The following is a 12,138-nucleotide window of genomic DNA, read 5'->3' as shown; positions in this document are numbered from 1 at the left end:
ATATGAATTTTGCAGATATTTTTTCAAAAATAAGAAGACAACAACCTAGCGTTAAAGAAGCTCCAAATCACTGGGTAAAATGCCAAAGTTGTCATGCTTTGATGTATTATAAAGAAATAGAATCTTGTTTTAATGTTTGTCCTAAATGCAATTATCACATGAGAATTTCAGCTGATGAACGTATTAAACTTTTAAGCGATGAAGGCAGTTTTATTGAGTATGATGCAAATTTAGAAGCTATAGATCCTTTAAAATTTGTTGATAGCAAATCCTATAAAAAACGCCTTAGCGAAGGTGAAAGTAAAACAGGTAGAAAAAGTTCTGTCATCAGCGGAGAATGTGAAATCAACAGTTTAAAAACCCAACTTGTTGTATTTGATTTTTCTTTTATGGGTGGATCTTTAGGTTCTGTTGAAGGAGAAAAAATCGTTAGAGCTATACAAAGAGCTATCACAAGCAAAACCCCTCTTGTCATCGTAAGTGCAAGCGGTGGAGCTAGAATGCAAGAAAGCACTTATTCTTTAATGCAAATGAGCAAAACTAGCGCCGCGCTTAAACTTCTTAGCAAAGAAAAACTTCCTTATATTAGCATTTTAACTGATCCTACTATGGGTGGGGTAAGTGCTTCTTTTGCATGGCTTGGAGATTTAATCATCGCTGAACCTGAAGCTTTAGTCGGTTTTGCTGGTGCAAGAGTTATTAAACAAACTATAGGAGCAGATTTACCTGAAGGCTTTCAAAAAGCAGAGTTCTTGTTAGAACATGGACTTATAGATGCCATAGTTGAAAGAGGAGAACAAAAACAATATCTTAGCGATGTGCTAAAATTTTTCAGTGGAAAATAATTTGCAAGTTAATATCTTTTGTATTCAAAAAAGTGATGAATTTAAAACTTGGAGTGAGAAATACTCTAAACTTATTTCTAAATACGCCACTTTAAAAGAAATAAATGTTTTTAATAAAAAAATAGCCTTAGCTCAAAATTTAAATGCCATAGAAGCAAAAAAAAGCTATGAAGAAGCTTTTATGCCTTATAAAAAAGGCTATTGTATCGCTCTTGATGAAAAAGGGAAAGAACTTACAAGTATAGAATTTGCAAAACTCATCCAAGATAAAAATGAATTAAGTTTTTTTATAGGTGGTGCTTATGGTTTAAGAGAAGAATTTAATCAAAGTTTGGATTTTAGACTATCATTAAGCAAACTTACTTTAGCACATCAATTTGTTAAAACCTTACTTTTAGAACAAATTTATCGTGCATTTTGCATCAACAACAATCACCCTTATCACAAATAGAAAGTTTTAAAATGAAAAAAAATGAAATACAAAATTTCAAAAATATTTTAGAAGAAAGAAAAAAAACCATCTTAGAAAATTTGCAAAGCAATTCAAATGAAATCGAAGCTCTTCACAATAGCGTCCCAAGCGATAGTGTAGATTTTTCTATCATAGAAACAGGCTCTCAAATTGACTTTACTATCAGCACCAATCTCAAAGAAGAACTTATAGAAATCGAAAATTCTTTAGATAAAATCAAAAACGGCACTTATGGAATTTGCGAATCTTGCGATGATGAAATCGACTCTCAAAGACTAAAAGTCAAACCTCACGCAAGATATTGTATCACTTGCCGTCAAATTGCAGAACAAGGAAAAAAACATGAAAATTAAACTCTTTTTACTTGCAAGTTTTATTTATATAGCACTTATTTTTGCCTTTGCTTGGCATCTAGAACTAGGAAGCTATACTCTAAATATCAGTACTTATACCTTTGAACTACCTATTATGATATGGCTTGTTATTCCTTTATTTGTTTATATGATTTTAGCCGTTTTGCACATAGCATTTTATGGATTTTTGCGTTATTTAAAATTTAAGCATTTTTTTAAAGATGCAACTAAATTTGAAGCTTATACTCAAGATTTGCTCCTTGAAAAAGATCTTAAAACCACTTTTCAAACAAAAGAATTTAGAGCTGTGGCACAGCTTTTTAAAACCCTAAAAACACATGAAAAAATTCCACACTCAAATAAAATCAATGAAATTTTAGATCTTATTGATGGTTTAAATAAAAACGAATTTTTTAACCTTAGTAAATTTAAACTCGAAAATAACAATGTTTTATATTTGCAAAATGAAAAAAATCATCTCAAAAACGATGCAAATTATGCCTATAGCAAACTTAAAAACCTTAATGAAATCAAAGATGAATTTGAAGAAATTGCTTTTAATACTCTTATAGAAAAAGCTAGTTATGAACAAATTAAAAATGTAAAAATCCCTAAAAAGCCTTCTGAAGTTCTCACACTTATCAAGCGTTTTAAAGAAGGAAATTTAGAACTTAGTGCAGCAGAATACGAAGTTTTACTTTCACACAATATACTAAGCGAAAAAGACTATCTTAACGCAGCAAAACTAAGTACTAAACTTTTAAATCCTGATGCTATTTTAGGAATTTTTAACAAAATTAAAAATGAAAAAAGCGAAGCTTTAAGAGCACATTTATATCTTTTAGCTGAATTTGGACTTTTAGATGAGTTAAGAGAGCAAATTCACAATGATGATAAGAAATTTAATGATTTTAAGGCCTTTTTAGCCTTGCGTGAAAAAAATATCAAAATCAATCTAAACCAACTCATACAATGATAGATTTTAGCAAAAAACCTTTATTTTTAGCTCCTATGGCAGGTTTTTCAGATCTGCCTTTTCGTAATGTAGTAAAAAAATTTGGTGCTGATATCACCATAAGCGAAATGATAAGTTCTAATGCCTTAGTTTATGAAAGTTCTAAAACTCTACATATGCTAGAAAGAGCTGAATTAGAAAATCCTTATATAGTCCAAATTGCAGGTGGAGATAAAGAAGTGCTAAAAAAAGCAGTGCAAATGCTAAATGAAATGGATTTTGTAGATGGGATTGATTTTAATTGCGGTTGCCCTGTAAATAAAGTTGTTAAACAATGCGCTGGTAGTGCTTTGCTAGAAAAATTAGAGCTTTTTAAAAATCTTGTAGGAGTAATTAAAGAAAACAATAAAAAAAGCCTTACAAGTGTGAAATTTCGACTAGGATTTAATGAAAAATATCCTGAAAAAATGGCTAAAATTTGTGAAAGCTTGGGGGTGGATTTTGTAAGCATCCACGGACGCACAAGAAAACAGCTTTATAGCGGAAAAGCCGATTATGAATCCATTGCCAGTGCTAAAGCGAGCGTGAAAATTCCTGTGATTGCAAATGGTGATATTAACGCACAAAACGCTAAAGAAGTTTATGAAATCACAAAATGCGATGGACTCATGATAGGGCGTGCAAGCGTGGGAAATCCTTGGATATTTTATGAAATCAAAAGCGGTAAAAGCGTAGATGAAAAACTCAAAAAAGAAATCATACTCACTCATTTTGATGAAATGATAAAACACTACAAAGATCAAGGCGTAAGTATATTTCGCAAACATTTACACGAGTATTCTAAAGGCTATAAAGACGCTTCAGCCTTTAGAGATAGCGTTAATCGTATCGACAATGTCGAAGAAATGCGAAAAAAAATAGAAGAATTTTTTAGTTTAACTTGATCGATTTTTATAATTTAAAAAACCTTAAGCCTTAATATCTATACTTTTTGGTGCAGAATTTAAAGAAAGAATTTTATTAAATTCTCCTGTGTTATCATCACTAAATTTCATACCAAAAAGAAGTTCTAACTCATCGCTTGTGCTAAATTTACCTTCTAATAGTTTTTTTACAAGCTCGTTTCTTACATTATCATTTTTGTAAGTTTCTTTGTTTTTACTTTCTGCTTGTATAGGTTTAAAAGGCTTTTCTTTGTCTTCTTCTGAAGTTTCTTTGTTATTTGTATTTTTTAAAGGATTGCTATAATCTACACCTTTTGCCTTTTCTGTTTCTTCTAGTGATTTTACAAACTCATCGTGCCTTTGTTTAAAATCAAGATATTTAGTTTTAAATTCTTCTAGGCTCATATTAGAATTAATAAGCTTATTGTATTCATCTCCTAAATTCTCAATAGTTTTTATTAGTTTATCATCTCCTAAATTTTTAGCTCTATTTATATAATTCCATATTGATAAACTATCTCCCATAGGATTGCCCCAGCCATCTTGCTCGTAGGAATATTTTAAGGGATTTTTATTCATAAAGGACAAAAATTCTTTTATTTCATTGTTGTCCGTATCGCTATTAAGTCCAGCTAATTTACCCAGTAAGGTTGTTTGTCCTTTAATTGTGCTAAGATTATTTATAAAAAACGCAATTAAAGCACCACCTTTAGATATTTTGTTATCATGTATTTGATATTTATTAGAACCCAAATCCGCTATATTTTTATCAGCAAGCTTCCAAATGAAAGCATTATCGCTTTGTAATTCTTGCCAATAATTTACCCCATCTTTTTGGGATAGATTTTTTAAATCCTGTTCTTGAAAGCTTTCTCCTAATCCCTTATCTTTAACAAAAGAAGAAAAAGAGTTATAAGCATCTCCTATTGTTTTGGCAATGTCTATTTGAGAGTAAAAAGGTTGTCTTTTAATAAAGTTATTTACAAAATTATTTAAACCATCTGCATAAATCTTATAATCTTTTGGCAAGCCTGCTGCTTCGTTGAAATCACTTGTAAAAAAGCCCTCTTTATCTACGCCATAGCCTAAAATTTTATCTACCGCTTGTGATTTATCACTTACAAGGTTATTATTTGCTATGGCATTAGATGATTTTGTATTTGAAGTAGTATTACTAAAAGTATTTGTGTAATTGTAGTTTGAATAAGAATTTATACCATTAATCATTTTTGCCTTCCTTGTAAATGAAATTTATTAAGATAAATCGGCAAAAATGATTTTTTCTTAAAATATCTACTCATAATTTAAAATATATAATATAAAACCTTCTAACACTCGAAGAAAAAATTCTTACTTAATCTTTTAAAGTCCTTATAATCAAACTTTTAGGCAAATTAAAATGCTCTATAAGTTCTTTCTCTTTTTCTCTCATTTCTCCATTATCATTTTCATGATCAAAACCTAACAAATGAAGCATAGCGTGGATAAAAAGCAAGCTTATTTCTTCTTCATAGCTATGCCCTAACTCTTTAGCCTTCTCTTTTGCCAAATCCACATTGATCACAACAGAACCCAAAGGCAAACTTTCATCGATATTTTCAAGCGGAAAAGAAAGTACATCAGTGGTTTTATCTTGTTTTCTTTGCTCTAAGTTAATTTCTTGCATTTCTTTACTATCCACAAAGACAAGCTCCACATCTTTAGGGCTTAAAAAACTTGCTATAGATTCTAAAAAATCACATTTTTCATCACTTAATATCATAAACCTTCCTTAATCAAATGATATAAATTTTCTATTTCTTCATCATCAAAAATCGCACAATTTTTACTGCTATAAAATTGTTTTAGTTTTTTCTCTTCAAACTCAAATCCTAAAGCACATTGAGAATGCGAAGGTAAAAAAGCCCTTAGTAATGTAATGGAATTTTGAATTTTCTCATCACAGGCGAAACAAAAAAAATCTTTATGCAATCTTCCTTCAAATTCCAAAATTTTTAAATAAGCATCAACAATAACACGCTTTGGATTTTGTTTTTCAAACCTTTTCACACACTCATCAAGTAAATTAAAATAAAAACTATCAAGCTCTTCCACATCTTTTAAGTGTCTATATAAAAGACGGATAAATTCTTGCCAAATAAGCATTTTATCCCTTTGCATAATCCATAAAAATCCCAAATGCAATACATCTTTAAGTCTTGGTAAAAAACTAGGATTTTCTTCTAAAGCAAAGTCGATTTTATAGCCGCTTAAAATACTAGAATGTCTAAGTCCATAAAAACGATAAGCCTTAATAAGCATTTTAGGACTTAAAATATAAACGATCAAATCCTCGTCTTTAACTTTTTGAGTATGAAGTATAAAGCCTTGCATTAAACAATTTCAATACCATAAGCTCTAAGTATATCAAAAGCGGATTTTTCTAAATTTTCATCAAAACTTGCACTTAAATTTTGGTGTAAAATTATCCTTGCATTAGGCTTAGCACCAAAAGCTAAAATGATATTACAAAACACACAAATATGAGAAACAAGCCCTGCAAAATGAAGTTCTTCATAATCGCTTTTTTGTATGAAATTAGCTAGTTCTAAGCTACCAAAAGTATTTTTATAAAAAATTTTATGAGCTTTTTGTAAAAAAGGTTCAAATTCCTTTGGCATTTGCCAACCCAAACTCTCTTTAATACAATGTTTTACAGGTAAATTTAAACCTTCTTTACTTTGTAGATAATGCTCATCATGCGTATCATAGGTTAAAAGCAAATGCGTGTTATTAAAATCGATTTGATTTAAGGCTTTAAGAATATTTTCTTTGATTTTTAAAGCCTTATCAAAACCTAAACTTCCATCAATAAAATCATTTTGATAATCCACTAAAACAAAAGCTTTTTTCATGCTTTTATGCCTTTTGAAGCCAAAAACTCTCCGTGTGTAAATTGGCAAAAGCGGTTTTTAAACTTGTAAAAAGCTTAGGATGATCTTTTTCTAAATTTGCTAAAAGCTGTTTAGCTTCTTCTCTAGCGTGGGGGAATTTTACATTTTTTTCGCTGAGTTTCATACCAGGACAAAATTCATTTCCTATCACGCTAAGTTCATTTTGCGTAGCATTATCCCTAAGCTGTCTTTCTCGCACAAAAATCAAAGGGCGTATCACAATTACACCGCGTTTGCTTTGATAAATAGGCGCTAAGGTTCTTAAAGCTCCATTATGAATAAAATTCATAAAAAAGCTTTCTGCTGCATCATCTAAATGATGGGCTATAGCAAGCTTGTTAAAACCTTTTTCAAGAGCGTAAGTATATAAAGCTCCACGACGCATTCTCGAAAAATAACTACAAAAACTTGAATTTTCTCTTATGGTATCACCTGAAACTTCATAAATATTTGAATCAAGCACGCTATGTCTAATGCCGTGTTCTTCACAATGTGCATGAAGATGAGAATAATCCTCGCCCATGCCATAACTCAAAGTTACCGCTTCAAGTTCAAATTTAAAAGGAGCATGAGCTTGCATACGATTTAAAAGATGGGCTAAAGCCAAAGAATCTTTCCCGCCGCTAAGCCCTAAAAGAACCCTATCTTCATCTTTAATAAGTCCAAATTTAGCATTAGCTTGTGCAACTTGGCGTATAAGTTTTTTGCTAAGATTTATCATAATTTCTCGCACATTTTAAGCACAAAATTGGCTGAAATTTTAGCTGAATTGATCACAAACTCATCAAAATCAAATTCAGCCTTTTCCCCTGCTTTATCACTCATAGCTCTTAAGATAAAACAAGGCACCTTTAAAGCATCACAAACCAAAGCCACACTTGCGCCTTCCATTTCACAAGCATCCGCATTGAAAATTTCTCTAATTTTTGCTTTTTTTGCTTCATCGCAAATAAACTCATCACCCGTTGCAATAATACCTGCACGAAGTTTGATATTTAATTCCTTAGCAACTTCTAAAGCAAGATTGTTTAATTTCTCATCGGTTTTGATAAAAATTTCATTACCTGGAACAAAACCCAAAGGATGCCCAAAAGCGGTAATATCAAGATCGTATTGAGCTAATTTTGTTGCGTAAAGCAAATCACCAATTTCAAGTTCAGGATTAAAAGCACCTGCAACTCCTGTAAAAAGCAAAGCTTGTGCGCCAAATTTTTCTATCATCACACTAGCACTAAGAGTAGAATTTACCTTGCCGATTTTAGAATACGCTAAAACAAGTTCATGATTTTTATACTTTGCAAAATAATAAGTATTATTAGCGTGTTCTATTTTTGTATAATCTTTAAGTGTTTCAAGCAAAGGAGTGATTTCTTCACTCATGGCTCCTAAAATTGCTATTTTCATCATATAACCTTTAAAAATTCATCAATATCATTCATATTTGTTAAAGCATAAGTTTCTTTTGAAGTGATTTTTTTATTCAAACCCTTAAGCACACTTGCGCCAAATTCTATGAAATAATCTACTTCATTTTCACATGCCTTAATGCTTTGTTTATAAAGCACAGGAGAGATAAGTTGTGCTTTTAAAAGCTCAAGGGCTTCTTCTTTGCTTGTATAAATTTTGGCATTTGCATTAGAAATTACGGCTTTAAAATTTGGTTTTAACACCTTTTCAAGCTCCACACAAAGCTTAGCTGAAGCATTTTCCAAAAGAGGACAATGACTTGCCACGCTCATATTTAAAAGCATAGCTCTTTTAGCTCCTGCTTCTTTAAATACACTTTCATAACTTGCTAAATCAGGTTTTAAACCTGCTACAACGATTTGTCCATCGCAGTTATAATTTGCAGCGAAAATTTGCTTGTTTTCTTTTTGTGCTTTTTGACAAAGCTCTTCAACCTTTTCATCATCAAGCCCTAAAACAACCATCATACCCGCTTCAACTTTTACACAATCTTCTTGCATAAAAAGCCCTCTTTTATTGACCAAAGAAAGAGCCTCTAAAAAATCAAAAGCACCATTGACAGCTAAGGCTGAAAATTCTCCCAAAGAATGCCCTAAAGCAAATTTCGAACTTAAATCAGGTTTTTTTTCAAGTAAAACACTATAAGCCATTAAGGAATTTAAAACGATGGCGGGTTGAGTAAATTCACTTTGATTGAGTTTTTCGTTTTCTTCAAAAAGCAAATGTTTAAAATCAATCTTACAAAAATCACTTGCGTTTTGAAGGAGTTCTTTGGCTTTTATAGAGTTTTCATAAAAATCTTTTCCCATGCCAAGACTTTGTGAGCCTTGACCTGGAAATATAAACGCGGTCTTCATTAATGACAACCGCAACCGCCGCCACCACAGCAACCGCCGCCACCGTGTCCGTGATTATGATCGTGTCCATGTCCGCTTCCACAACCACAACTATGACTTCCTGCGATAATACCTGTAAGAATTTCATCTTCACTTGCAGCTCTAGCATCTACGATATTTAAAGAAAAAAGCAAATCACGACCCGCATAAGGGTGATTATAATCAATTGTCACATCATTTTCACTAATTTCTTTTACAGTTACACGAACAGTTTCGCCATTTTCACCTTCGCCAAAAAGCTCCATACCTACCTTTAAATCAATACCTGCAAATTGCTCTTTTGGTAAAGTTTGAACGGCATTTTCATCGTATTCGCCTAAACCTTTTTCTTTTTTAATTACCACATCAGCATTGCTAGGACAATCAAGCTTCATCACTTCTTCTTCTAAGCTTTCTAAAATCTGACCTTTGCCTAAAATAAAAGAAATAGGTTGAGAATATAAATTTGATTCTAAAACTTCATTTGTATTTGCGTCTTTTAACTCATAAAACATTGAAACTACACTATTTTTTTCTATAGCCATTTTATCTCCTTAATTTATTTTCTATTGGGTGAAGCTTTTGCTTCGGGTGAATTTGGATAATTAGTTTTTAAAGCTTTATAAAAACCATTTGCTGTTTTTGTATCACCTGTTTTATCCAATGAAATGGCAGTATGATATAAAAGTTTTGGGAAATAATCCCCTTTTGTACTCAAAGAAGAACTTTTTTTATAATAAACAATAGCATTGTTATAATTTTTTTGTTTATACTCGATCTCCCCTAACCAAAAATTTGCTCTTGCGGGTTTATACTGCTTTGTTATGAGAAAATTTAATTTTGCTTTGGAATCTTCAAAAGCATTTTTATCAACATCTTTTATCGCTAATTCTAAAATTTCATTATTTTTTTTCTTTTTCCAAGATTCATCAATTTGTTTTACTTTATCATCTTGGGTATTTTGAGCATTATTGTTTTCAATAGTACTGTTTGAATCTGTAGTTGAAACAACAACACTAGGTGTAGTAGCTTTAACGCTTAAATTTGCATCATTTAATTCGTTTTTAGAAACATAATTTGCATTAATAGCATCTACTAAAGAACTAAGTTCGGCTAAAACTTTTTTTACTTGCTTATTATTAGCTTCTTGAATTTTTCTACTTTCTTCAACATAAGCCTTTAATTTTTGAATTTCACTAGTAAAATTATTTTCAATATTTTGATTATTCTCTTCAACTTGACTTAATCTAGAATTTGATTTAGCATATTGAGAATTTATACCTTCTAAAGTGCTTTGTAAACCCTCGATTCTTTCGTTAATTTCATTAATTCTAGCATTTGTTTGTATATTTTCATTATTTAAATTATCTAACTTTTCTTTAAATAATTTTTCATTTGAAGTTAAACCATAAGAAGAATTGCTTGTTATATCTCCTGCACCAAAAGCTGAGCTTTCTGCATAAAGTAAAGTAGCTCCAAGAAGAGCTACTGTGAATATTTTTTTCATTAATTATCTTGATAATTTAAATTCAGCACGTCTGTTTTGCGCATCGCAAGCTTTAGTTTTTTCAGTGCACACAGGATTTGTTTCTCCATAGCTTTTAACAGCAATTCTATCAGCATTTACACCTTTAGCGATTAAAGCTTCTTTTACAGCTTTTGCTCTTTTTAAACCTAGAGCTTGGTTATATTCATCAGTTCCCCACTCATCGCAGTTTCCTTCAACAGTAATACTTACACCGCTTACTTCAGTGTTAAAGATATTAGCATTCGTGCTTACAACATTTTGCATATCAGGACGAATGTTGAATTTATCAAAATCAAAATATACTTTATTTAAAGTATCATTAAGTTGAGAAATTTTTGAATCAATATCCCAACCATCACTTCCACCTGAACCACGATTTGAATCAACACTACTATCACCGCTTACGCTAGTGCTTTTTGTGCTACAACCACTAATAACAACTGCAAGAGCTGCAATTGAAGTAAAAAGAATTTTTTTCATTTATGACCTTTCAAAGTTAATAAATTCTTACTATTATATCTAATTTTTAATTAATTTTAACCTAAAATTGAAATTTTTACCAATCAATTGATTGAATTTTTCCAACCCTAAGAGGAAAATAAAAAGTCTTATTTGCATTTACACGAATAACACCTAAAGCACTTTGCGCACCTAAATATTTAATAAATACTATACTTCCACCGTCACTAGAAAATCTTGGAAATAAATTTTTTCCATTTGCTGTAAGTTGACGAATATAATCACTATTAATTGACATCAAATAAATATTAAAAACACCTGCTTGATTTGGTTCACGACTTGAGTAAACCAAAAAATCTTTATAAGTCGAAACAGCCGAATTGTTTCTACCATGAAAAACAACTTGTTCAGCACTATTGCTATTTAAATCTTGCATAAAAATATTAGGATATCCTAAACGATCGCTTACAAATACCACTTTACTATCATCTGAGCCAATAAAATTTCCATTAACATCAATACCAGAATAATTAGTTAATTGTGTTAGATTTTTGGTATTTAAGTCATATAAATAAACATCAGGCTGATCTTTTGGAGCCATGGTAACAAGTAGTTTACTTCCATCTACACTCACATCACTTGCTACAACCATACCGCCGCTTGATAAAATTTTACTAGCTTTATTGGTATTTAAATCATAACGGTATAAAGTTGGCTTATCATGATCATAAGCTGTATAATAAAATAGAGTTTGTTCTTTATTTCCCCATTTTGGAAATAAATTAAGCCCACCATCAACAATAACTTTTTGATAAGTTAAAGTATAATCAGCCATAATAATTTGACTTTTCTTAGAGCTAGAATTTCTCGCGATCAAAATTTTATGATCCATCCAATCAACAGGTGCAAGTCCTAACGCATTTACAGAAGCTTTGACGCTTTTATGTGCCAAAAATGGATATTGCTCTAAACCATTTAAAGTATAAGTTTGCTCTGACTTATCAGAACCGCCAGCTTTTATTTTTACATTTAAACTCAAAGTGTTACCATTTTTATTTAAAGCGTATTCAAAAGTATAATTACTTGTCTCAGTTGCATTAGCAACAACTTCAAAGTTTGAACTTACTTTCAAATCGTTCACAATGATATTATAAAAGCTTTTCTTTAAATTCTCATCACTTAAATTTGAATTATCTTTAACAATAATCTTTGGTAAAACTACACCAGAATTAACAACATCAATCACTGGATCTTCTGCCCAAAGACTTCCTAAAAAGACTAAAAAAATTGCTACAATTTTTTTCATT

At 30.9% G+C, this 12,138-nt stretch carries 16 protein-coding genes; 5 read left to right on the top strand and 11 right to left on the bottom strand.

Annotated elements, in window-relative coordinates; translation table 11 throughout:
• Positions 1-2: 2 nt before the first annotated feature.
• Genes accD through AJ884_RS05505 form a run of 5 tightly spaced genes read left to right on the top strand, consistent with a single transcriptional unit; the run spans position 3 to position 3,569 of the window.
• A complete protein-coding gene (gene accD / locus AJ884_RS05525) occupies positions 3-845 on the top strand; it encodes an acetyl-CoA carboxylase, carboxyltransferase subunit beta (protein ID WP_070233944.1) in 843 nt (280 codons plus the stop codon).
• 1 nt (position 846) lies between these two features.
• On the top strand, positions 847-1,296 hold the full coding sequence (locus AJ884_RS05520; RefSeq protein WP_002870404.1) for a 23S rRNA (pseudouridine(1915)-N(3))-methyltransferase RlmH: 450 nt from the start codon (positions 847-849) through the stop codon (positions 1,294-1,296).
• A gap of 11 nt (positions 1,297-1,307) precedes the next feature.
• A complete protein-coding gene (dksA, locus tag AJ884_RS05515; protein WP_002870403.1) occupies positions 1,308-1,670 on the top strand; it encodes a molecular chaperone DnaK suppressor DksA in 363 nt (120 codons plus the stop codon).
• Positions 1,660-2,646 carry a hypothetical protein gene (locus tag AJ884_RS05510; RefSeq protein ID WP_002870402.1) on the top strand — a complete coding sequence of 329 codons (987 nt, stop codon included), beginning with the start codon at positions 1,660-1,662 and terminating at the stop codon, positions 2,644-2,646. The genes dksA and AJ884_RS05510 overlap by 11 nt, the downstream gene beginning before the upstream one ends.
• Positions 2,643-3,569: a tRNA dihydrouridine synthase gene (locus tag AJ884_RS05505; RefSeq protein ID WP_070243412.1), complete on the top strand. Its 927-nt coding sequence runs from the start codon at positions 2,643-2,645 to the stop codon at positions 3,567-3,569. Before AJ884_RS05510 ends, AJ884_RS05505 begins: the two co-directional genes overlap by 4 nt.
• A 24-nt stretch (positions 3,570-3,593) precedes the next feature.
• Here the strand turns inward: AJ884_RS05505 and AJ884_RS05500 are convergent, their stop codons facing one another.
• The 11 genes from AJ884_RS05500 to tolB form a co-directional block, all read right to left on the bottom strand.
• Complete coding sequence (locus tag AJ884_RS05500; RefSeq protein WP_070286489.1) at positions 3,594-4,796, bottom strand: Cj0814 family flagellar-dependent secreted protein; 1,203 nt, start codon at positions 4,794-4,796, stop codon at positions 3,594-3,596.
• Positions 4,797-4,923: 127 nt separating this feature from the next.
• The gene (gene ybeY / locus AJ884_RS05495) at positions 4,924-5,331 is read right to left on the bottom strand and encodes an rRNA maturation RNase YbeY (RefSeq protein WP_002871111.1); all 408 of its coding nucleotides are present in this window, start codon (positions 5,329-5,331) and stop codon (positions 4,924-4,926) included.
• A complete protein-coding gene (gene recO / locus AJ884_RS05490) occupies positions 5,328-5,942 on the bottom strand; it encodes a recombination protein RecO (protein WP_070286488.1) in 615 nt (204 codons plus the stop codon). Before recO ends, ybeY begins: the two co-directional genes overlap by 4 nt.
• On the bottom strand, positions 5,942-6,463 hold the full coding sequence (locus AJ884_RS05485; RefSeq protein ID WP_002785057.1) for an isochorismatase family cysteine hydrolase: 522 nt from the start codon (positions 6,461-6,463) through the stop codon (positions 5,942-5,944). The genes recO and AJ884_RS05485 overlap by 1 nt, the downstream gene beginning before the upstream one ends.
• A 4-nt stretch (positions 6,464-6,467) precedes the next feature.
• Complete coding sequence (locus AJ884_RS05480) at positions 6,468-7,223, bottom strand: ATP-binding protein (RefSeq protein WP_070286487.1); 756 nt, start codon at positions 7,221-7,223, stop codon at positions 6,468-6,470.
• Positions 7,220-7,909, bottom strand: a complete 690-nt coding sequence (gene pfs, locus AJ884_RS05475; protein WP_002859787.1) for an aminodeoxyfutalosine nucleosidase — start codon at positions 7,907-7,909, stop codon at positions 7,220-7,222. The genes AJ884_RS05480 and pfs overlap by 4 nt, the downstream gene beginning before the upstream one ends.
• The gene (locus AJ884_RS05470) at positions 7,906-8,778 is read right to left on the bottom strand and encodes an ACP S-malonyltransferase (protein ID WP_230099754.1); all 873 of its coding nucleotides are present in this window, start codon (positions 8,776-8,778) and stop codon (positions 7,906-7,908) included. The genes pfs and AJ884_RS05470 overlap by 4 nt, the downstream gene beginning before the upstream one ends.
• 47 nt (positions 8,779-8,825) lie before the next feature.
• Positions 8,826-9,389 (bottom strand): peptidylprolyl isomerase, encoded by a 564-nt coding sequence (locus AJ884_RS05465; RefSeq protein WP_070233950.1) that lies wholly within the window; start codon positions 9,387-9,389, stop codon positions 8,826-8,828.
• A gap of 14 nt (positions 9,390-9,403) precedes the next feature.
• Positions 9,404-10,351 carry a tetratricopeptide repeat protein gene (locus tag AJ884_RS05460; RefSeq protein ID WP_070276136.1) on the bottom strand — a complete coding sequence of 316 codons (948 nt, stop codon included), beginning with the start codon at positions 10,349-10,351 and terminating at the stop codon, positions 9,404-9,406.
• A gap of 3 nt (positions 10,352-10,354) precedes the next feature.
• On the bottom strand, positions 10,355-10,852 hold the full coding sequence (pal, locus tag AJ884_RS05455; RefSeq protein WP_002851617.1) for a peptidoglycan-associated lipoprotein Pal: 498 nt from the start codon (positions 10,850-10,852) through the stop codon (positions 10,355-10,357).
• Positions 10,853-10,928: 76 nt separating this feature from the next.
• Positions 10,929-12,137 (bottom strand): Tol-Pal system protein TolB, encoded by a 1,209-nt coding sequence (tolB, locus tag AJ884_RS05450; RefSeq protein ID WP_002860943.1) that lies wholly within the window; start codon positions 12,135-12,137, stop codon positions 10,929-10,931.
• Position 12,138 lies beyond the last annotated feature (1 nt).

The sequence above is a fragment of the Campylobacter sp. BCW_6463 genome (assembly GCF_001762785.1).
GTDB classification, from domain to species: Bacteria; Campylobacterota; Campylobacteria; order Campylobacterales; family Campylobacteraceae; genus Campylobacter_D; species Campylobacter_D jejuni.
This window is presented reverse-complemented; position numbering and strand designations above follow the sequence as displayed.